The organism is Mesorhizobium sp. M0522, assembly GCF_040321085.1.
In the GTDB taxonomy this organism is placed as follows: Bacteria; Pseudomonadota; Alphaproteobacteria; order Rhizobiales; family Rhizobiaceae; genus Mesorhizobium.
Genome location: NZ_JAMYQW010000014.1, coordinates 13,030 through 32,745, shown reverse-complemented (window position 1 = coordinate 32,745; position 19,716 = coordinate 13,030). Strand labels below are relative to the sequence as shown.

Below are 19,716 nucleotides of genomic sequence, written 5' to 3'. Positions count from 1 at the left end.
TCGTGCCTGGGGTCAGCCGGCGAGGATACGCTCGATGGCCGGGCGGTTCAGCCCTTTCAGGCCGATGACGACCAGGCGCGAGCGGCGGTCGTCTTCAGCGGTCCAGGCGCGGTCGTAATAGTGGTTGACGCGCGGACCGACGGCCTGCAGCAGGAGCCGCATCGGCTTGCCGCCGACTTCGACGAAACCCTTGACGCGCAACACGTTTTCTTCCTCCGCCGCCGTGGCGACCCGTTGTGCGAGCTCGTCCGGGTTGGACACAGACGCGATGTCGATGACGAACGAGTCAAAATCGTCATGTTCGTGGTCGAGCTCGTCGTCGTGGTGGGTCTTGCGATTCTCGATGTCGTCCTCGACGGCGAGGCCGAGGCCGAGCAGCACCGACGGGTCGACCTTGCCTTGCGAAGTCGGTACGATCTTCACCGCCCGCGCAACATGCTTTCCGATCACGGCATTGGCGCGGGCCGCGCCGGCTGTGTCCATCAGGTCGCTCTTCGACAGGATGATCAGGTCGGCGCAGGCGAGCTGGTCTTCGAACACTTCCTCGACCGGATCGTCATGGTCGAGCGTCTCGTCCTGCGCGCGCTGGGCCTGCAGGGCGTCCATGTCGTTGGCTACGCGGCCATCAGCCAGCGCCGGCCCGTCGACGACGGCGATGACGCCATCGACCGTGACGCGGCTTTTCACGGACGGCCACTGGAAGGCCTGGACCAGCGGCTTGGGCAAAGCGAGGCCGGATGTCTCGATCAGGATGTGGTCGACCCTCGGCGTCAGCGACAGGATCTGGTCCAGCGCCGGGACGAAATCATCGGCGACGGTGCAGCAGATGCAACCATTGGCCAGCTCGACGATGTTTTCCTCGGGGCAGGTGTCGATGGCGCAGCCCTTCAGAATCTCGCCGTCGATGCCGATGTCGCCGAACTCGTTGACGATGATGGCCAGGCGCTTGCCTTTGGCGTTTTCGAGCAAATGGCGGATCAACGTCGTCTTGCCGGCGCCGAGAAAGCCGGTGACCACGGTGCAGGGAACGCGCGAAAGGGAGGCAGCGGTCATGTCAGGTCCTTCAAAACGTCAAGGGGAGGGATGCGGGCAACCAGGCCGCGCTTCAGGCAATCGGGACGGCCGCGCCATGGAATGAGCCCATCCGTCGCGGTGGCGAACAGCTTTGCCCCGGTGACGAGATCGGCCCCGCTGGTCGTGGTCAGATCACCGAAGACGTAACTCCAGCAGCCGTCGCGCAGCATGGCCGCGCTGAGCCGGCGCTTGCAATTGCCGAGGCATTCGACGGTGCGGATTTTGATGTTTTCGCTGGAAGCGGCGCGGCGCGTGTCCTCTGCGAGCAGTTCGCCGGCGCGCGGATGAGCGTCCGAACCGGTCTCGTCACGGCAGGACGAGCAGACGATGACGGTAACGCCGGCCGGGGAATCACCATGGCCGGACAATAAATCCGCTGTCTCAGCCGGAAAACTGCTGTCGTGTTCCAAATCAGGCTCCTTGCCCGGAAAACCCGCCAGGCGATCGGATTCTTATGTCCTAGACGGCAGGTCTCCTGGCTCGCGGGTCATCGCCTGGGTGCCGCCTTCCCGGGAATATCCCAGTGGTTTTCGGCCGAGGCTCGTCGCTTACAGTTGCGGGGACAGCCGCGGATTTGAAATCGAGATTTCGCACCGCATTCCCTCTTGGCCCCTGCCGTTGCGGGCAGGGGACCGTCTGGAACGGATTTAGGCTTGTGGAGGCAGTCGTGTCAACGCACGTCTATGACGCGGCGATATCCGCGAGCGGCCGGCCGAGGTCGCCGGCAGCGGTCACCTCGATGCGTTCCAGGCCGAGCCAGCCCTGCATCTGCTTCAATTCTTCGAAAAGCTCGGCTGCGGTTTGCAGCGAGGCGCCGGGCTCCGCATAGGCGGCATGGACGCGCAAGACGCCGGCCGGGCGGTCGGCCCTGAGGTCGACGCGCCCGACGATGCTGTCGCCGAACAGGAACGGCAGCACGTAATAGCCATACTGGCGCTTTTCGGCCGGCGTGTAGATCTCGATGCGGTAGTGGAAGTCGAACAACCGCTCGGTGCGCGATCGTTCGAAGACGACAGGATCGAACGGCGCGAGCAAGGCGCGCGCCTCGATCTTGCGCGGCAAACGGGCGTCCTTGTGGAGATAGGCTGTTTTGTTCCAGCTTTCGACGCTCACCGGCAACAGGTCGCCGGCCTCGACCAACTCCTCGATGCGGCCCTTGATGTCGGCGGGCGAGAGGCGGAAATAGTCGCGCAGGTCTCCTGCCGTGGCGATGCCGTGGGCGCGGGCCGAGATGCGCAGCAATTCGCGGTGAGCATCCTCGGGACGGGGAACCGGTAGCGCGAGTACCGCCGGCGGCAATACGCGCTCCGGCAGATCGTAGAACCGTTCGAAGCCGCGGCGATGCGCCGTGGTGATGCGGCCGGCCCAGAACAGCCATTCGAAGGCGTGCTTGGCATGGCTCCAGCCCCACCAGCCGCCCGAACCCTTCTGGCCTTCGAAAGCCGACGCCGCGATCGGGCCTCGTTCGGCGACCTCGCGATAGATGTCTTCGATATAGGCGGCGTGCTCGCGGCCCCATTTGGCCAGTCCGCTGTACATTTCGTCGCCGCACTCGGCCCGCTGCATGCGCCAGCGCATCAGCGGATAGGTCTCGACCGGCAAGAAGGAGGCTTCGTGCGCCCAATATTCGAAGACCATGCGCTTGCGCGTTACGGCGGCGTCGTCGAGCAGCGCCAGCTTGTAGGGGCCAAGCCGCGAATAGAGCGGCATATAGTGGGCGCGCACCACGGCGCTGACGGAATCGATCTGCAGCAGGCCGGTACGGGCAAGCACGCGGGCCAGATGCCGGCGGTCAGGCGTGCCGGTGGGGCGCGGGTCATTGAATCCCTGTGCCGCGAGCGCAATGCGGCGGGCCATGGCAAGCGAGATTTTTTCCTTCATGAAGGCGGCATCCGGACGATTTTAGACAGAGAAAATGACCTGCGATTCCGTGCCATGCTAACAGGGTTTTGGCGGCATTCATGTCAGGAGAGAAAAGTGGAGTAAAAAGTGAAGGAAATCAAACAGGAGCGGATCGGACCAGTTTTCCCGGATATGCCGTCCAGCACCGCGATTTGAACAAGGTTTGACTTGCTTCGCCGAAAGCGCTGCGCTAACCCTCGCCGCGTTGCAGCATAGAGCCTCCTTAAAACGGTTCAGTGGTTAAACTGTCACGCTTCCGCAAGTGGGTCCGGTGCTGTAATCAGAGTGGATTGGCCGCCAACGGAAACTGCAGCATGAACGCACTTTTAGGTTCGTACCTGCCCATCGTCCTGTTCATCGGCGTGGCGCTGATCGTCGGGCTGGCGCTGCTCGCCGCACCCTTCCTGGTGGCCTATCGCAACCCCGATCCGGAAAAGCTTTCGGCCTATGAGTGCGGCTTCAACTCGTTCGATGACGCCCGCATGAAATTCGACATCCGCTTCTACCTGGTGTCGATCCTGTTCATCATCTTCGATCTGGAGGTGGCCTTCCTGTTTCCGTGGGCGGTGTCGTTCAGCCAGATCGGCATGCTCGGTTTCTGGTCGATGATGGTGTTTTTGGCGGTGCTGACCATCGGCTTTGCCTATGAATGGAAAAAAGGAGCGCTGGAATGGGATTGAACGACAGTTCCGGCACGCTCGTCGCGCCGAAGCCCAAGGGCCTCATCGACCCCAACACCGGCAGGCCGGTAGGGTCTGACGACCCGTTCTTCCTGGAGATCAACAACGAGCTCGCCGACAAGGGCTTTCTCGTCACCTCGACCGAGGCGCTGATCACCTGGGCGCGCAGCGGCTCGCTGATGTTCATGACGTTTGGCCTCGCCTGCTGCGCCGTCGAGATGATCCATACGTCGATGCCGCGCTATGACTCGGAGAGGTTCGGTGTCGCGCCGCGCGCGTCCCCGCGCCAGTCCGACATCATGATCGTCGCCGGCACGCTGACCAACAAGATGGCGCCGGCGCTGCGCAAGGTCTACGATCAGATGCCGGAGCCGCGCTACGTCATCTCGATGGGCTCCTGCGCCAATGGCGGCGGCTATTATCATTATTCCTATTCGGTGGTGCGCGGCTGCGACCGCATCGTGCCGGTCGACATCTACGTGCCCGGCTGCCCGCCGAGCGCTGAAGCGCTGCTTTACGGCATCCTTCTGCTGCAGAAGAAGATCCGCCGCACCGGCACGATAGAGCGGTGAGCGGCATGACCCAGGCGTTGAATGACCTCTCGACCTATCTCGGCGAGAAGCTGATCGGCCGGATCGGCGAGGCGGTGTTCGCCTATGGCGAACTCACCATCTCGGTCGAGCCGCGCGACCTGATCGAGGTGGTGACCTTCCTGCGCGACGACCCGAAATGCCAGTTCATTTCGATCATCGACGTCTGCGGCGCCGATTATCCGTCGCGGGCGAAGCGCTTCGACGTCGTCTATCATTTGCTGTCGCCGAGACAGAATATCCGCATCCGCATCAAGGTCCAGGCCGACGAAGAGACGCTGGTGCCGTCGATCACCGGGATATATCCAGGCGCCGACTGGTTCGAGCGCGAGACCTATGATCTCTATGGCGTGCTGTTTTCGGGCCATCCCGATCTGCGGCGGATTCTTACCGATTACGGCTTTGAAGGCCATCCGCTGCGCAAGGACTTTCCGCTGACCGGCTTCGTCGAGGTGCGTTACGACGACGAAGCCAAGCGCGTCATCTACGAGCCGGTGGAGCTCAAGCAGGAATTCCGCAATTTCGATTTTCTGTCTCCGTGGGAAGGTACGGATTACGTGCTTCCGGGGGATGAAAAGGCAAAGCAGTGAATGGTGAATTGTGAATAGTGAATGGAAAAGCGGGATGGAACGTCCGGGAAAATCAACGACTATCGAGATCTGAACGTATGGAAAGATTCGATGGTATTGGCTGCGGACATCTATCTCGCGACGAAAGCATTCCCGCGAAAGGAAATGTTCGGCATGACATCCCAGATGCGGCGCGCGGCATCGTCGATACCGGCAAATATCGCCGAGGGTTTCGGCCGCGGTCAGCGCAAGCCCTTCGTTCAGTTCCTTCGTATTGCGCAAGGTTCGTTGAAGGAACTGGAAACCCATACGCTTCTTTCGATGAGCGTGGGACTGTTGGACGAGAAGAGTGCAGGGCTGTTGTCGGTCAGGTTCGAGAAGTTAGGGAAGATGATGCGTTCGTTCATTCGATCGCTGGAGGTCGATTCAGGCCAATGACTATTCACCATTCACCATTCACCATTCACGTGGCGCGCGAGCAACACGCTCATGGCTGAAACCTCCGTTCGCAACTTCAACATCAATTTTGGCCCGCAACACCCTGCGGCGCATGGCGTTTTGCGCCTCGTGCTGGAGCTTGACGGCGAAGTCGTCGATCGCGTCGATCCGCATATCGGGCTGTTGCACCGCGGCACGGAAAAGCTGATCGAGGCCAAGACTTATCTGCAGGCCGTGCCCTATCTCGACCGGCTCGATTATTGCGCGCCGATGAACCAGGAGCACGCCTTTGCGCTCGCCGCCGAGCGGCTGCTCGGCATCGAGGTGCCGAAGCGCGGCCAGTTGATCCGAGTGCTCTATTCGGAAATCGGCCGCATCATGTCGCACATCCTCAACGTGACGACGCAGGCGATGGATGTCGGCGCGCTGACGCCGCCGCTGTGGGGCTTCGTCGAACGCGAAAAGCTGATGGTGTTCTATGAGCGTGCCAGCGGCTCGCGCATGCATGCCGCCTATTTCCGCCCCGGCGGCGTCCACCAGGACCTGCCGCAGAAGCTGATCGAGGACATCGGCAGCTGGATCGACCCGTTCCTGAAATCGGTCGACGACCTCGACTCACTCTTGACCGGCAACCGCATCTTCAAGCAGCGCAATGTCGACATCGCGACGGTGTCTCTGGCCGACGCCTGGGCCTGGGGTTTTTCAGGCGTCATGGTGCGCGGCTCGGGTGCGCCTTGGGACCTGCGCAAATCGCAACCTTACGAATGCTATGCCGAGCTGGACTTCGACATTCCGATCGGCAAGAACGGTGACTGTTTCGACCGCTATCTGGTGCGCATGGAAGAGATGCGACAGTCGGCCAAGATCATGCGCCAATGCGTCGACCTGTTGCTCGGCAAGGAAGGCAGCGGACCGGTGTCCAACCTCGACGGCAAGGTGGTGCCGCCGAAGCGCGCGGCGATGAAGCGCTCGATGGAAGCGCTGATCCATCACTTCAAGCTCTACACCGAAGGCTACCGCGTGCCGGCCGGCGAGGTCTATGCGGCCGTCGAGGCGCCGAAAGGCGAGTTCGGCGTCTATCTCGTCTCCGACGGCACCAACAAACCCTATCGCTGCAAGCTGCGCGCGCCCGGCTTCGCGCACCTCCAGGCCATGGACTTTTTGTGTCGCGGCCACATGTTGGCCGACGTCACCGCTGTGCTTGGTTCCCTCGACATCGTGTTTGGTGAGGTGGATCGGTGAAGATGCGGAGCGCCCTGCATGTTGCTGCCGGCTTTGCAGCCGGAGTGGCAGGCATGGGCGCAATTGCCGCCTGGGGCAGTTCGCCGCAAGCCTATTGGGTGTCCTGCCAGCTTGAGGGCGTGAAGACAGATGTCATGTGCAGGGTAACGACGAAGGGCAGGCTTTGGAGCCTGGATTCCGGTTGGTATCTGTACGCCGATACGGCATATCCGGATTGGAAGGTGGCACTTGGCGCGGATTGCTCAGATCCGTACCGTAAATATCGCGACTATGTCGATACCACTTGGAAAAAGATCGCAAGCGATGAGAAGACCGCCATCTTGGCCAGGTCCGACCCTCGCCTTTATTTCGACTGCTACAACAGAGTTCAAAATTAAATGTCAGTCCGCCGTCTCGCAGAAGCCAGCGTCCAGCCAGCCTCCTTCGCCTTCAACCGGGCGAATGCGGCGGCGGCGAAGCAGTGGATCAAGAAATATCCGAAGGGGCGCGAACAGTCCGCGATCATTCCCTTGCTGATGCTGGCGCAGGAACAGGAAGGCTGGGTGACCAAGGCGGCGATCGAGACGATCTCCGACATGCTCGGCATGCCCCGTATCCGTGGGCTCGAAGTCGCGACCTTCTATACGCAGTACCAGCTCAATCCGGTCGGTACCCGCGCGCATATCCAGGTCTGCGGCACCACGCCCTGCATGCTGCGCGGCTCGGAAGCGCTGATGGATGTGTGCCGCTCGAAAATCCATCACGACCAATTCCACACCAACGACAAGGGCACGCTGTCGTGGGAGGAGGTCGAGTGCCTCGGCGCCTGCGTCAACGCACCGATGGTGATGATATTCAAGGACACCTATGAGGATTTGACGCCGGAGCGGCTTGCCGAGATCATCGACCTCTATGACGCCGGCAAAGGTGCTTCGGTGACGCCAGGACCGCAAAACGGCCGCATCACCTCGGAGCCGGCCAGCGGCCTGACGACCCTCAAGAGCGAAAAGGCGATCCTCAAGGCGACCCGCGACCGGGAAACCAGGGCGGCGACCAAGGCCGCCAAGGATGCAGAGCCGGCGGCTGCCGCCGCAGCACCAGTTCCGCCAGCGGCTTCGGCCGCGCCTGCACCGGCGCCGGTTGCGCCCTCGAATGCCAGCAAGCCGAAAACCGATGCGGTCGAGACCAGCCCGGCGCTGAAATCGCCGTCGGCGACGAAAGTCGCGCCCGCGGCGGAAAGGGCGGCGAGCGTCGCAGCGCCTCTGCATTCGGCCGCCAATGCCAACAAGGCCGAACCGCAGGTCGAGGACGTCTCGAAACAGCGCAAGGGCCCAAAGAACAAGGCCGAGCCGGCGTCTGCTTTCAAGGCGCCGGAGGCCAAGGTCAAACCGGCGAAGGCTGCCGCCAAGGCGGCCAAGCCGTCGCCCGGAAACAGGAGCCGGCCGATCGGCAAGAAGCCGGTCTGAGGAACGAGCAATGCTTCAGGACAGAGACCGCATCTTCAACAACATCTACGGCCGCTTCGACAAGTCGCTGGCCGGTGCCATGGCGCGCGGCGCCTGGGACAACACGCCCGGCATCGTTGCCAAGGGGCGCGAGTGGATCGTCAACGAGATGAAGGCATCGGGCCTGCGCGGCCGCGGCGGTGCCGGTTTCCCGACCGGGCTGAAATGGTCGTTCATGCCCAAACAAAGCGACGGCCGGCCGAGCTATCTCGTCGTCAATGCCGACGAGTCCGAGCCCGGTACCTGCAAGGACCGCGACATACTGCGCCACGACCCGCACACGCTGGTCGAAGGCTGCCTGCTTGCCGGCTTCGCCATGGGCGCGGTCGCAGCCTACATCTATGTGCGCGGCGAGTTCATCCGCGAGCGCGAGGCGCTGCAGCGCGCCATCGACGAGGCCTATGCGGCCAAGCTGATCGGCAAGAACAACACATCCGGCTACGATTTCGACATCTACATGCATCACGGCGCCGGCGCCTATATCTGCGGCGAGGAGACGGCGCTGCTCGAAAGCCTCGAGGGCAAAAAGGGCCAGCCGCGGCTGAAGCCGCCATTTCCGGCAAATGTCGGCCTCTATGGCTGCCCGACGACAGTCAACAATGTCGAGTCCATCGCTGTCGCGCCGACCATCCTGCGCCGCGGTGCCGCCTGGTTCTCGTCCTTCGGCCGGCCCAACAATGTCGGCACGAAACTGTTCTGCATCTCCGGCCACGTCAACAATCCGTGCACCGTCGAAGAGGCGATGTCGATCCCGTTCCGCGAGCTGATCGAGACACATTGCGGCGGCATCCGCGGCGGCTGGGACAATCTGCTGGCGGTCATTCCGGGCGGCGCCTCGGTGCCGCTGGTGCCGGCCGAGCAAATCATCGACGCGCCGATGGATTTCGACGCGCTGCGCGATCTGAAATCGGGCCTCGGCACGGCGGCTGTCATCGTCATGGACAAATCGACCGATATCGTGAAAGCGATCGCGCGGCTTTCCTACTTCTACAAGCACGAAAGCTGCGGTCAGTGCACGCCCTGCCGTGAAGGCACCGGCTGGATGTGGCGGGTGATGGAGCGGCTGGTGCGCGGCGAAGCGCAGAAGCGCGAGATCGACATGCTGCTCGACGTGACGAAGCAGGTCGAGGGCCACACGATCTGCGCACTGGGCGACGCGGCGGCGTGGCCGATCCAGGGCCTGATGCGGCATTTCCGCGGCGAGGTGGAGCGGCGCATCGACGAGTTTTCGCGCAACGCGCACCGTGCCGAACCGGTGCTGGCGGCGGCGGAATAGAAGTATTCAAAATGCGGACGAATGTCCGACACGAGGAAACGAGCGCGGGGCAGACGGAAACGACCAGGAGACCACCTATGTCGCTGTTTTCGACACCCGACGATTTTACGCCCGATATGGACCCGTTGTTGAAGATGAACCAGGATCTGACCAGGATGATGCCGAAGGAGATGGCCAATGCCGTCAATCTCCTGGCGCATCCTGTCGCGGGCGCGGCGGCGATGACGGCACTCGGCATCGGTCTTGCCAACCACGCCTTTGGCATCTGGATGGGCGTGCTTTCGGGCGCGGCCGAAACCTCGCAGCGGCTTTGGCAGCCGGTCGCCGAGGATTTCGAGGCCCGGACGGAACGCTTTTCCGCGACCGGCAAAAGCTCCTCGACAAAGGCGCGCGCAGCGACCAAAACCCTGATTGCCGAGGCGCAGTCCTTCGCCAATGATGTGACCGACATTGCGACGAGCACCGCGGCGCGGAGCTTGGCGAATGCGAGCACCGTTGCAGCGGATGCGTCGGCCGGGCTGATGCCGGAAGATTTCAAGCAGCCCAGGCCGATGGATCGGCCAGCCAAGCCCGCCGACCTCAAGGCGATATCGGGCATCGGGCCGAAACTGGAAAAGGTGCTGAACGGCCTTGGCATCTGGACATACGCCCAGATCGCCGCGTGGACGCCGCAAGAGATCGCCTGGGTCGAAGATTACCTGTCGTTGAAGGGCCGCATCGGCCGTGACGGCTGGATCGGTCAGGCGGCCGCGTTGGCCGGGGCCAAAAAGTGAATTCAATATCGTGCGCGGTCTCGGCTGCGCCCGGAAGGAAAGATTGCGGAACGTCCGCAGGGGTTTGAGGCGAAATGGCAAAGCTCAAGGTCGACGGGAAAGAGATCACTGTACCCGACCATTACACGCTGCTGCAGGCGGCCGAGGACGCCGGCGCAGAAGTGCCGCGCTTCTGCTTCCACGAGCGGCTGTCGATCGCCGGCAATTGCCGCATGTGCCTGATTGAGGTGAAAGGCGGCCCGCCCAAGCCGCAGGCGTCCTGCGCCATGGGCGTGCGCGACCTGCGCCCCGGCCCGAACGGCGAGCCGCCGGAAATCTTCACCAACACGCCGATGGTCAAGAAGGCGCGCGAAGGCGTGATGGAATTCCTGCTGATCAACCATCCGCTGGACTGCCCGATCTGCGACCAGGGCGGCGAGTGCGACCTGCAGGACCAGGCGATGGCGTTCGGAGTCGATTCCTCGCGCTACCATGAGAACAAGCGGGCGGTCGAAGACAAGTATATTGGGCCGCTGGTCAAGACGATCATGAACCGCTGCATCCATTGCACGCGCTGCGTCCGCTTCACCACCGAGATTGCCGGCATATCCGAGCTCGGCCTGATCGGCCGCGGCGAGGATGCCGAGATCACCACCTATCTCGAAAGCGCGATGACTTCGGAACTGCAGGGCAATGTCATCGACCTTTGCCCGGTTGGTGCGCTGACCTCCAAACCGTACGCCTTCCAGGCACGGCCGTGGGAACTGACCAAGACCGAATCCATCGACGTGATGGACGCCGTCGGCTCCGCGATCCGTGTCGATAGCCGGGGCCGCGAAGTGATGCGCATCCTGCCGCGTACCAACGAGGCGGTGAACGAGGAATGGATTTCCGACAAGACCCGCTTCGTCTGGGACGGCTTGCGCACGCAGCGCCTCGACCGCCCCTATGTGCGCAAGGATGGCAGACTGGCCCCGGCAAGCTGGGCCGAGGCTTTTGCCGCGATCAAGGAAGCGGTGTCGAATGCGGCACCCGAAAAGATCGGTGCCATTGCCGGCGATCTTGCCGCCGTCGAGGAGATCTACGCGCTGAAGCTTCTGATGGCTTCGCTCGGCTCGAAGAACACCGACTGCCGCCAGGACGGCGCCGCACTCGATCCGTCGCTCGGCCGGGCGAGCTATGTGTTCAACCCGACCATCGAAGGCATCGAACAGGCCGATGCGGTGCTGATCATCGGCGCCAATCCGCGCTTCGAGGCATCCTTGCTCAACGCCCGCATCCGCAAGCGCTGGCGGGCCGGCAATCTGCCGGTCGGCGTCATCGGCGACGTCGGCGATACGCGCTATGATTATGAGCAGCTCGGCGCCGGGCCGGAATCGCTGAAGGATCTGGCCGACGGCAACGGCAAGTTCTTCCAGCTACTGAAGAAGGCGACGCATCCGCTGATCATCGTCGGCCAGGGTGCGCTGGCGCGTCCGGACGGCGCGGCCGTGCTTGGCCAGGCGGCGAAGCTCGCCGTCGCCGTCAATGCCGCAAGGGCCGACTGGAACGGTTTTGCCGTACTGCACACCGCGGCGGCGCGGGTCGGCGGCCTCGATGTCGGCTTTGTGCCGGGCGAGGGCGGCAGGAATGTCGCCGGCATGCTCGGCGAGACCGATGTGCTGTTCCTGCTCGGTGCCGACGAAATCGACATGGCCAAGACCGGCGGCGCTTTCGTCGTCTATATCGGCACGCATGGCGACAAGGGCGCGCATCGCGCCAACGTCATCCTGCCGGGTGCCGCCTATACCGAGAAGTCGGGCACCTTCGTCAACACCGAGGGCCGCGTGCAGCAGACCAACCGGGCCGGCTTTGCGCCCGGCGAAGCGCGCGAGGACTGGGCGATCCTTCGGGCACTGTCGGATGTGCTGGGCAAGAAGCTACCTTTCGATTCGCTGCCGCAGCTACGCGCAAAGCTCTATGCGGAATACCCGCATCTTGCCCGCATCGATCATGTCGCGGCCGGCGACCCGGCCGACATCGCCAGGGTTGCCAAGCTCGGCGGGCGGTTGAACAAGGGCACCTTCACCTCGCCGGTCAAGGATTTCTACCTGACCAACCCGATCGCGCGGGCTTCCGCGGTGATGGCCGAATGCTCGGCTTTGGCGAAGAACGGCTTCAGGCAGGCGGCGGAGTAGACATGGACACCTTCTTCTCCTTCTACGTGCTGCCGGCGCTGCTGATCCTTTTGAAGTCGGTCGTGCTGATCGTCGTTCTGTTGATCTTCGTCGCCTATGTGCTTTACGCCGACCGCAAGATCTGGGCGGCGGTGCAATTGCGCCGAGGCCCGAATGTCGTTGGCCCATGGGGCACACTGCAGGCCTTCGCCGATCTGCTGAAATTCGTCTTCAAGGAGCCGGTCATCCCGTCCGGCGCCAACAAGGGCGTTTTCCTGCTGGCGCCTTTGGTGTCGGCGGTGCTGGCGATCTCCGCCTGGGCGGTCATACCGGTCAATGAAGGCTGGGCGATCGCCAACGTCAATGTCGGCATCCTCTATGTCTTCGCCATCTCCTCGCTCGAGGTCTATGGCGTCATCATGGGCGGCTGGGCCTCCAATTCGAAATACCCGTTCCTCGGCGCACTGCGCTCGGCGGCGCAGATGGTGTCCTACGAGGTCTCGATCGGCTTCGTCATCGTCACCGTGCTGCTTTGCGTCGGCTCGCTCAACCTGTCCGACATCGTCTTGTCGCAACAGGACGGGCTGGGCACGCGGCTCGGCCTGCCCAACACCTTCCTCGACTGGCATTGGCTGTCGCTGTTCCCGATGTTCATCGTCTTCTTCATCTCGGCGTTGGCCGAGACCAACCGGCCGCCCTTCGACCTTGTGGAAGCCGAATCGGAACTCGTCGCCGGCCATATGGTCGAATATTCCTCGACGCCGTTCCTGTTGTTCTTCCTCGGCGAATATGTCGCCGTCGTCCTGATGTGCGCACTGGCCACCATATTGTTCCTCGGCGGATGGCTGCCGCCCTTCGACTTCGCACCCTTCACCTGGGTGCCGGGGCTCATCTGGTTCGTGCTCAAGGTCTGCCTGGTGTTCTTCATGTTCTCCATGGTGAAGGCGTTCGTGCCGCGCTATCGCTACGACCAGCTGATGCGGCTCGGCTGGAAGGTCTTCCTGCCGATCTCGCTGTTCATGGTGGTCGCCACCGCCGCCTTTCTCAAACTCACCGGGTTTGCCTGATGTCAGCATTATCCCAGGCCGCCAAGTCACTGCTTTTGCAGGATTTCGTCAGCGCTTTCTTCCTGTCGATGCGCCAGTTCTTCGCGCCGAAGGAGACGATCAACTATCCGCATGAAAAGGGGCCGGTCAGCCCGCGCTTCCGCGGCGAACATGCGCTGCGCCGCTATCCGAACGGCGAGGAACGCTGCATCGCCTGCAAACTGTGCGAGGCGATCTGCCCGGCACAGGCCATCACCATCGAAGCCGGCCCACGCCGCAACGACGGCACACGGCGCACCGTGCGCTACGACATCGATATGGTGAAATGCATTTATTGCGGCTTCTGCCAGGAAGCCTGCCCGGTCGACGCCATTGTCGAGGGGCCGAATTTCGAATTCGCGACGGAAACGCGCGAGGAGCTTTATTACGACAAGGACAGGCTCCTGGCCAATGGCGACCGCTGGGAGCGTGAGCTGGCGCGCAACATCTCGCTGGATGCGCCTTACCGCTGATATTTGACGCATGGACGGGGCGAGGGGCCTGGTTTAAGGAACACGCAACTTGCCGACCGGAGGCGGTGGCAAAAAACAGGACGAACGTCCTGTTCTGACAGGAAACCCGGGGGAACCCATGCTGAGTGGACTAGAGGCGGCCTTTTTCTACCTCTTCGCCTTTGTCGCGGTGGCATCGGCGTTCATGGTCATTTCGGCGCGCAATCCCGTGCATTCGGTGCTGTTCCTGATCCTGACCTTCTTCAACGCCGCCGGCCTGTTCATGCTGACCGGCGCCGAGTTCCTGGCGATGATCCTGCTCGTCGTCTATGTCGGCGCGGTGCTGGTGCTGTTCCTGTTCGTCGTCATGATGCTCGACGTCGACTTCGCCGAAATGAAGGAAGGCGCCCTGCAATATGCACCGATCGGCGCGCTGGTCGGGCTGATCCTGGCGGCGGAGCTGATCGTGGTGCTCGGCGGCTATACATTCGCGCCGAAACTGGCGGCGACGGTCGCGAAACCCATTCCGGACCTGGCCGCGCGGTCGAACACGGCAGCGCTCGGCGACATCCTCTATACGGATTACCTCTATTACTTCCAGGTAGCGGGGCTGGTGCTGCTGGTCGCCATGATCGGCGCCATCGTGCTGACGCTGCGCCACAAGCCGGGCGTCAAGCGGCAGTCGATCGCCGCCCAGGTCGGCCGCACGGCGGCAACCGGAGTGGAAATCCGCAAGGTCAAGACGGGCGAAGGAGTCTGAGATGGTCGTCGGCATCGCGCACTACCTGACCGTATCGGCGATCCTGTTCACGCTCGGCGTGTTCGGCATCTTCCTGAACCGCAGGAACGTCATCGTCATCCTGATGTCGATCGAGCTGATCCTGCTTGCGGTCAACATCAATTTCGTCGCCTTTTCGGCGGCGCTCGGCGATTTGGTCGGCCAGGTGTTCGCACTGTTCGTGCTGACGGTCGCGGCGGCCGAAGCGGCGATCGGCCTTGCCATTCTCGTCGTCTTCTTCCGCAACCGCGGCTCGATCGCGGTCGAAGACGTGAACATGATGAAGGGTTGACGGAACCACCATGTATCAGGCCATCGTCTTCCTTCCGCTGCTCGGCTTTCTGATCGTCGGCCTGTTCGGCACCTCGCTCGGGGCCAAGGCTTCCGAATACATCACCTCGGGCTTCCTGGTGATCGCGGCCGTGCTGTCGTGGGTCGCCTTCTTCTCGGTTGGCTTCGGCGGCGGAGAGGTGTTCACCGTGCCGGTGATGCGCTGGATCCAGTCGGGCGGGCTGGAGGCGTCCTGGGCGCTCAGGATCGACACGCTGACGGTGGTGATGCTGGTAGTTGTCAACACGGTGTCGTCGCTGGTCCATATCTACTCGATCGGCTACATGCATCACGATCCGGACCGGCCGCGCTTCTTCGCCTATCTGTCGCTGTTTACCTTCGCCATGCTGATGCTGGTGACGGCCGACAACCTCGTGCAGATGTTCTTCGGCTGGGAAGGCGTCGGCCTTGCCTCCTATCTGCTGATCGGCTTCTGGTACAAGAAGCCGTCGGCCAATGCGGCTGCGATCAAGGCCTTCGTCGTCAACCGCGTCGGCGATTTCGGCTTTGCGCTCGGCATATTCGGCGTGTTCGTGCTGTTCGGCTCGGTCAATCTCGGCACCATCTTCGCCAATGCGGCGACGTTCATTCCGGCGGAAGGCGCGCCGCAAGGCCCGGCCGTGCTGACCTTCCTCGGCTATGCGCTCGACAAGCAGGCTGCGATGACGGTTGTCTGCCTGCTCCTGTTCATGGGCGCCATGGGCAAGTCGGCGCAGGTGCCGCTTCACACCTGGCTGCCGGATGCCATGGAAGGCCCGACGCCGGTCTCGGCACTGATCCATGCCGCGACCATGGTGACGGCAGGCGTGTTCATGCTGGCGCGGTTGTCGCCGCTGTTCGAGCTGTCGCATTCGGCATTGACCGTGGTCACTTTCATCGGCGCCTTCACCGCCTTCTTCGCGGCGACAGTCGGTCTCGTCCAGAACGACATCAAGCGCGTCATCGCCTATTCGACCTGTTCGCAGCTCGGCTACATGTTCGTGGCGCTCGGCGTCGGCGCCTATGGCGCGGCGATCTTCCATCTGTTCACGCACGCCTTCTTCAAGGCGCTGCTGTTCCTCGGCTCGGGCTCGGTCATCCACGCCGTCTCCGACGAGCAGGACATGCGCAAGATGGGCGGCCTGAGGACGCTCATTCCGAAAACGTACTGGATGATGGTGATCGGCACGCTGGCGCTGACCGGTGTCGGCATCCCGGTAACGATCATCGGCACGGCCGGCTTCTTTTCCAAGGACGCCATCATCGAAGCGGCCTTCGCCGGCCACAATGCGGTCGCCGCGTTTGCCTTCATATTGCTGGTCATTGCTGCCTGCTTCACCTCCTTCTACTCCTGGCGGCTGATCTTCATGACCTTCCACGGCGAGCCGCGGGCCAGCCACGAGGTCATGCACCATGTCCATGAATCGCCGCCGGTCATGCTGGTGCCGCTGTTCATCCTGGCGGCGGGCGCGCTGTTTGCCGGCGTGATCTTCCACGGCGCCTTCTTCGGCGAGGGCTATGCCGAATTCTGGAAGGCGTCGCTGTTCACGCTGCCGGACAACCACATCCTGCACGAAATCCACGAAGTGCCGTTGTGGGTCGAGCTGTCACCGTTCATCGCCATGCTGATCGGCTTTGCGATTGCCTGGCAGTTCTATATTCGCGCGCCGGAAATGCCTCGGAGCGTCGCCGCCAACCATCGCCTGCTCTACGCCTTCCTGCTCAACAAATGGTATTTCGACGAGCTCTACGACTTCCTGTTCGTGCGGCCGGCAAAGCGCCTCGGCAGCTTCCTGTGGAAGACCGGCGACGGCACCGTCATCGACGGGCTCGGGCCGGACGGCATTTCGGCGCGCGTCGTCGACGTCACCAACCGGGTCGTCAAGCTGCAGACCGGCTATCTTTACCACTATGCCTTCGCCATGCTGATCGGCGTTGCCGCACTCGTCACCTGGATGATGCTCTGATGACCGCCTGGCCGATCCTATCGCTGGTCACCTTCCTGCCGCTGGTTGGTGTGCTGCTCATCCTTTTCGTGCGTGACGACAGCGAGAACGCGCGCCGCAACATCCGCGCCATAGCACTGTTCACGACCGCGTTCACGTTTGTGATTTCGCTGTTCATCTGGACCGGCTTCGACAATTCGCAGCCCGGCTTCCAGTTCGTCGAGAAGTTTGCCTGGCTGGATTCCGGCATCTCCTATCATATGGGCGTAGACGGCATCTCCATGCTGTTCGTCATCCTGACCACCTTCCTGATGCCGCTCTGCATCCTCGCCTCGTGGGAATCGATCGAGAAGCGCGTCAAGGCCTATATGATTGCGTTCCTGCTGCTCGAGACGCTGATGATCGGCGTGTTCTGCGCGCTCGACATCGTCTTGTTCTATGTCTTCTTCGAAGCCGGCCTGATCCCGATGTTCATCATCATCGGCGTGTGGGGCGGCAAGCGGCGCGTCTATGCCTCGTTCAAGTTCTTCCTCTATACGCTGGCCGGCTCGGTGCTGATGCTGCTCGCCATCATGGCGATGTTCTTCCAGTCCGGCACCACCGACATCCCGACGCTTCTGACCCACAACTTCCCGGCCAATATGCAGACTTGGCTATGGCTTGCCTTCTTCGCGTCCTTCGCGGTGAAGATGCCGATGTGGCCGGTGCACACCTGGCTGCCGGACGCGCATGTCGAGGCGCCGACGGCCGGCTCGGTGATCCTGGCCGCCATCCTGCTCAAGATGGGTGGGTACGGCTTCCTGCGCTTTTCGCTGCCGATGTTTCCGATCGCATCCGAAATGTTCGCGCCGCTGATCTTCACGCTCTCCGTTGTCGCCATCATCTACACCTCGCTGGTGGCGCTGATGCAGGAGGACATGAAGAAGCTGATCGCCTATTCGTCGGTCGCTCACATGGGCTTCGTTACCATGGGCATCTTCGCGATGAACCAGGAAGGCGTCCAGGGTTCGATCTTTCAGATGCTGTCGCACGGCCTGGTCTCCGGCGCGCTGTTCCTCTGCGTCGGCGTCGTCTACGACCGCATGCATACGCGTGACATCGACGCCTATGGCGGGTTGGTCAACAACATGCCGAAATATGCAACCGTGTTCATGATCTTCACCATGGCCAATGTCGGCCTGCCCGGCACCAGCGGCTTCGTCGGCGAGTTCCTGACCATGCTCGGCGTGTTCCGGGTCAACACCTGGGTAGCGTTCTTCGCCGCCACCGGCGTCATCCTTTCGGCGGCCTATGCGCTCTGGCTCTACCGCAAGGTGATCTTCGGCGCGCTGACCAAGGAAAGCCTGAAAGGCCTGCTCGACCTGTCGACGCGCGAGAAGGTGATCATCTATCCGCTGGTCGCGCTGGTCATCTTCTTCGGCGTCTATCCGGCGCCGATCTTCGACGCGACCGCCGAATCGGTCAAGGCGCTCGTTACCAATGTCACCGCATCCATCGGCGCCGCGCAGACCGCGGCGGCGAACTGACTGGGGGTTTTGCGAACCATGACGCCGGACCTTCTCTCAAGCCTGTCGCTCTCGACGCCAGAGCTGATCCTCGCCATCGGCGCCTTGGCGCTGTTGATGCTCGGCGCCTATTCGCGCGCCAACACCACTGTCACGGTGAGCGGCCTTGCCGTCGCCGTGCTGGTGATCGCCGGCGCCTGGCTGGTCTTTTCGCCGGGACAGGGCAACGCCTATAGCGAAGCCTTCATCCAGGATCCGTTCGCCCGCTTCATGAAGGTGCTGGCGCTCGTCGGCTCGGCGGTGACGCTGGTCATGTCGGTCCGCTTTGCCCAGGCGGAGCGTTTCGACAAGTTCGAATATCCGGTGCTGATCCTGCTCTGCACGCTCGGCATGATGCTGATGATCTCGGCCAACGGCATGATCGGGCTCTATCTCGGCCTCGAGCTGCAATCGCTGGCGATCTACGTGCTGGCGGCGATCAACCGGGACAATCTGCGCTCGACCGAGGCCGGGCTGAAGTATTTCGTCCTTGGCGCCCTGTCGTCGGGCATGCTGCTTTACGGTATCTCGCTGGTCTACGGCTACACCGGCAACACCGGCTTCCAGGAGATCGCCACGGCGCTGAGCGGCGGTGAGCGCCAGCTTGGGCTCGTCTTCGGCCTGGTTTTCGTGCTGGCCGGCCTTGCCTTCAAGATCTCGGCGGTGCCGTTCCATATGTGGACGCCCGACGTCTATGAAGGCGCGCCGACGCCGGTGACGGCTTTTCTGGCGGCGGCACCGAAGATGGCGGCGATGGCGCTGATGGTGCGCGTCACCATGGGCGCCTTCAAGCCGATCGCCGCCGACTGGCAGCAGATCATCGTCTTCATCTCGATCGCCTCGATGGCGCTTGGTGCCTTTGCGGCCATCGGCCAGACCAACATCAAACGGCTGATGGCCTATTCCTCCATCGGTCATATGGGTTATGCGCTGGTCGGCCTTGCCGCGAACAGCCAGGATGGCGTGCGCGGCGTCGCCATCTACATGCTGATCTATCTGGTGATGACGCTCGGCACCTTCGCCTTCATCCTCGCCATGCGGCGCAAGGAGGGCAATGTCGAGCAGATCAGCGATCTCGCCGGCCTGTCGGCGACCAATCCGATCATGGCGACGATCCTCACCATCCTGATGTTCTCGCTGGCCGGCATCCCGCCGCTCGCCGGCTTCTGGGGGAAATGGTACGTGTTCCTCGCCGCCATCAATGCCAACCTCTACGCGCTGGCGATCATCGGCGTGCTCGCCTCTGTGGTGGGCGCCTACTATTATCTGCGTATCATCAAGATCATGTGGTTCGACGAACCGGTCGGCGGCTTCGTGCCGATGGCGTCCGAACTGCGCGTCGTGCTCGGTGTCTGTGGCGCCTTCGTGCTGTTCTACGTGCTGATCGGCGGCCCGATCGGAACCTACGCCGCAGCCGCGGCCAAGACCTTCTTCTGACG

General features: G+C 62.6%; 20 protein-coding genes and 1 riboswitch. Of the genes, 17 read left to right on the top strand and 3 right to left on the bottom strand.

Annotation, left to right across the window (positions count from 1 at the left end; translation table 11 throughout):
• Positions 1-12: 12 nt before the first annotated feature.
• From cobW to NKI58_RS16905, 3 genes are all read right to left on the bottom strand, one after another.
• A complete protein-coding gene (cobW, locus tag NKI58_RS16915) occupies positions 13-1,053 on the bottom strand; it encodes a cobalamin biosynthesis protein CobW (protein WP_023676634.1) in 1,041 nt (346 codons plus the stop codon).
• The gene (locus NKI58_RS16910) at positions 1,050-1,484 is read right to left on the bottom strand and encodes a DUF1636 family protein (protein ID WP_352786701.1); all 435 of its coding nucleotides are present in this window, start codon (positions 1,482-1,484) and stop codon (positions 1,050-1,052) included. The genes cobW and NKI58_RS16910 overlap by 4 nt, the downstream gene beginning before the upstream one ends.
• A 38-nt stretch (positions 1,485-1,522) precedes the next feature.
• Positions 1,523-1,726: riboswitch (cobalamin riboswitch) on the bottom strand.
• Positions 1,727-1,755: 29 nt separating this feature from the next.
• A complete protein-coding gene (locus NKI58_RS16905; protein ID WP_352786700.1) occupies positions 1,756-2,955 on the bottom strand; it encodes a winged helix-turn-helix domain-containing protein in 1,200 nt (399 codons plus the stop codon).
• Between the two features lie 335 nt (positions 2,956-3,290).
• Here NKI58_RS16905 and NKI58_RS16900 point away from each other — a divergent pair, with 335 nt between their 5' ends.
• The 17 genes from NKI58_RS16900 to nuoN all read left to right on the top strand — a co-directional run bounded on the left by NKI58_RS16900 (position 3,291) and on the right by nuoN (position 19,714).
• Positions 3,291-3,656 carry an NADH-quinone oxidoreductase subunit A gene (locus NKI58_RS16900; RefSeq protein ID WP_023676631.1) on the top strand — a complete coding sequence of 122 codons (366 nt, stop codon included), beginning with the start codon at positions 3,291-3,293 and terminating at the stop codon, positions 3,654-3,656.
• A complete protein-coding gene (locus NKI58_RS16895) occupies positions 3,647-4,228 on the top strand; it encodes a NuoB/complex I 20 kDa subunit family protein (RefSeq protein WP_023670824.1) in 582 nt (193 codons plus the stop codon). Before NKI58_RS16900 ends, NKI58_RS16895 begins: the two co-directional genes overlap by 10 nt.
• A gap of 5 nt (positions 4,229-4,233) precedes the next feature.
• Positions 4,234-4,836 (top strand): NADH-quinone oxidoreductase subunit C, encoded by a 603-nt coding sequence (locus NKI58_RS16890; protein ID WP_352617419.1) that lies wholly within the window; start codon positions 4,234-4,236, stop codon positions 4,834-4,836.
• 21 nt (positions 4,837-4,857) lie between these two features.
• Entirely contained in the window at positions 4,858-5,253 is a 396-nt protein-coding gene (locus tag NKI58_RS16885) for a four helix bundle protein (protein ID WP_352786699.1), read from the top strand.
• 51 nt (positions 5,254-5,304) lie between these two features.
• Positions 5,305-6,495 (top strand): NADH-quinone oxidoreductase subunit D, encoded by a 1,191-nt coding sequence (locus tag NKI58_RS16880; protein WP_352786698.1) that lies wholly within the window; start codon positions 5,305-5,307, stop codon positions 6,493-6,495.
• A gap of 2 nt (positions 6,496-6,497) precedes the next feature.
• Positions 6,498-6,872: a hypothetical protein gene (locus NKI58_RS16875; protein WP_352824548.1), complete on the top strand. Its 375-nt coding sequence runs from the start codon at positions 6,498-6,500 to the stop codon at positions 6,870-6,872.
• The gene (gene nuoE, locus NKI58_RS16870) at positions 6,873-7,940 is read left to right on the top strand and encodes an NADH-quinone oxidoreductase subunit NuoE (RefSeq protein WP_352786696.1); all 1,068 of its coding nucleotides are present in this window, start codon (positions 6,873-6,875) and stop codon (positions 7,938-7,940) included.
• A 10-nt stretch (positions 7,941-7,950) separates the two neighbouring features.
• Positions 7,951-9,255 carry an NADH-quinone oxidoreductase subunit NuoF gene (nuoF, locus tag NKI58_RS16865; RefSeq protein ID WP_023676626.1) on the top strand — a complete coding sequence of 435 codons (1,305 nt, stop codon included), beginning with the start codon at positions 7,951-7,953 and terminating at the stop codon, positions 9,253-9,255.
• 77 nt (positions 9,256-9,332) lie between these two features.
• Entirely contained in the window at positions 9,333-10,028 is a 696-nt protein-coding gene (locus NKI58_RS16860) for a helix-hairpin-helix domain-containing protein (RefSeq protein WP_352786695.1), read from the top strand.
• Between the two features lie 74 nt (positions 10,029-10,102).
• Positions 10,103-12,184, top strand: a complete 2,082-nt coding sequence (gene nuoG / locus NKI58_RS16855) for an NADH-quinone oxidoreductase subunit NuoG (protein ID WP_352570380.1) — start codon at positions 10,103-10,105, stop codon at positions 12,182-12,184.
• 2 nt (positions 12,185-12,186) lie between these two features.
• Positions 12,187-13,230: an NADH-quinone oxidoreductase subunit NuoH gene (gene nuoH, locus NKI58_RS16850; RefSeq protein WP_023676623.1), complete on the top strand. Its 1,044-nt coding sequence runs from the start codon at positions 12,187-12,189 to the stop codon at positions 13,228-13,230.
• Positions 13,230-13,721 carry an NADH-quinone oxidoreductase subunit NuoI gene (nuoI, locus tag NKI58_RS16845; RefSeq protein ID WP_023676622.1) on the top strand — a complete coding sequence of 164 codons (492 nt, stop codon included), beginning with the start codon at positions 13,230-13,232 and terminating at the stop codon, positions 13,719-13,721. The genes nuoH and nuoI overlap by 1 nt, the downstream gene beginning before the upstream one ends.
• Before the next feature lie 118 nt (positions 13,722-13,839).
• Complete coding sequence (locus NKI58_RS16840; protein WP_023676621.1) at positions 13,840-14,460, top strand: NADH-quinone oxidoreductase subunit J; 621 nt, start codon at positions 13,840-13,842, stop codon at positions 14,458-14,460.
• 1 nt (position 14,461) lies between these two features.
• A complete protein-coding gene (gene nuoK, locus NKI58_RS16835; protein WP_023676620.1) occupies positions 14,462-14,770 on the top strand; it encodes an NADH-quinone oxidoreductase subunit NuoK in 309 nt (102 codons plus the stop codon).
• A gap of 10 nt (positions 14,771-14,780) precedes the next feature.
• A complete protein-coding gene (gene nuoL / locus NKI58_RS16830) occupies positions 14,781-16,754 on the top strand; it encodes an NADH-quinone oxidoreductase subunit L (protein ID WP_023676619.1) in 1,974 nt (657 codons plus the stop codon).
• The gene (locus NKI58_RS16825) at positions 16,754-18,259 is read left to right on the top strand and encodes an NADH-quinone oxidoreductase subunit M (protein ID WP_352450009.1); all 1,506 of its coding nucleotides are present in this window, start codon (positions 16,754-16,756) and stop codon (positions 18,257-18,259) included. The genes nuoL and NKI58_RS16825 overlap by 1 nt, the downstream gene beginning before the upstream one ends.
• 18 nt (positions 18,260-18,277) lie before the next feature.
• On the top strand, positions 18,278-19,714 hold the full coding sequence (nuoN, locus tag NKI58_RS16820; protein WP_352589712.1) for an NADH-quinone oxidoreductase subunit NuoN: 1,437 nt from the start codon (positions 18,278-18,280) through the stop codon (positions 19,712-19,714).
• Positions 19,715-19,716 lie beyond the last annotated feature (2 nt).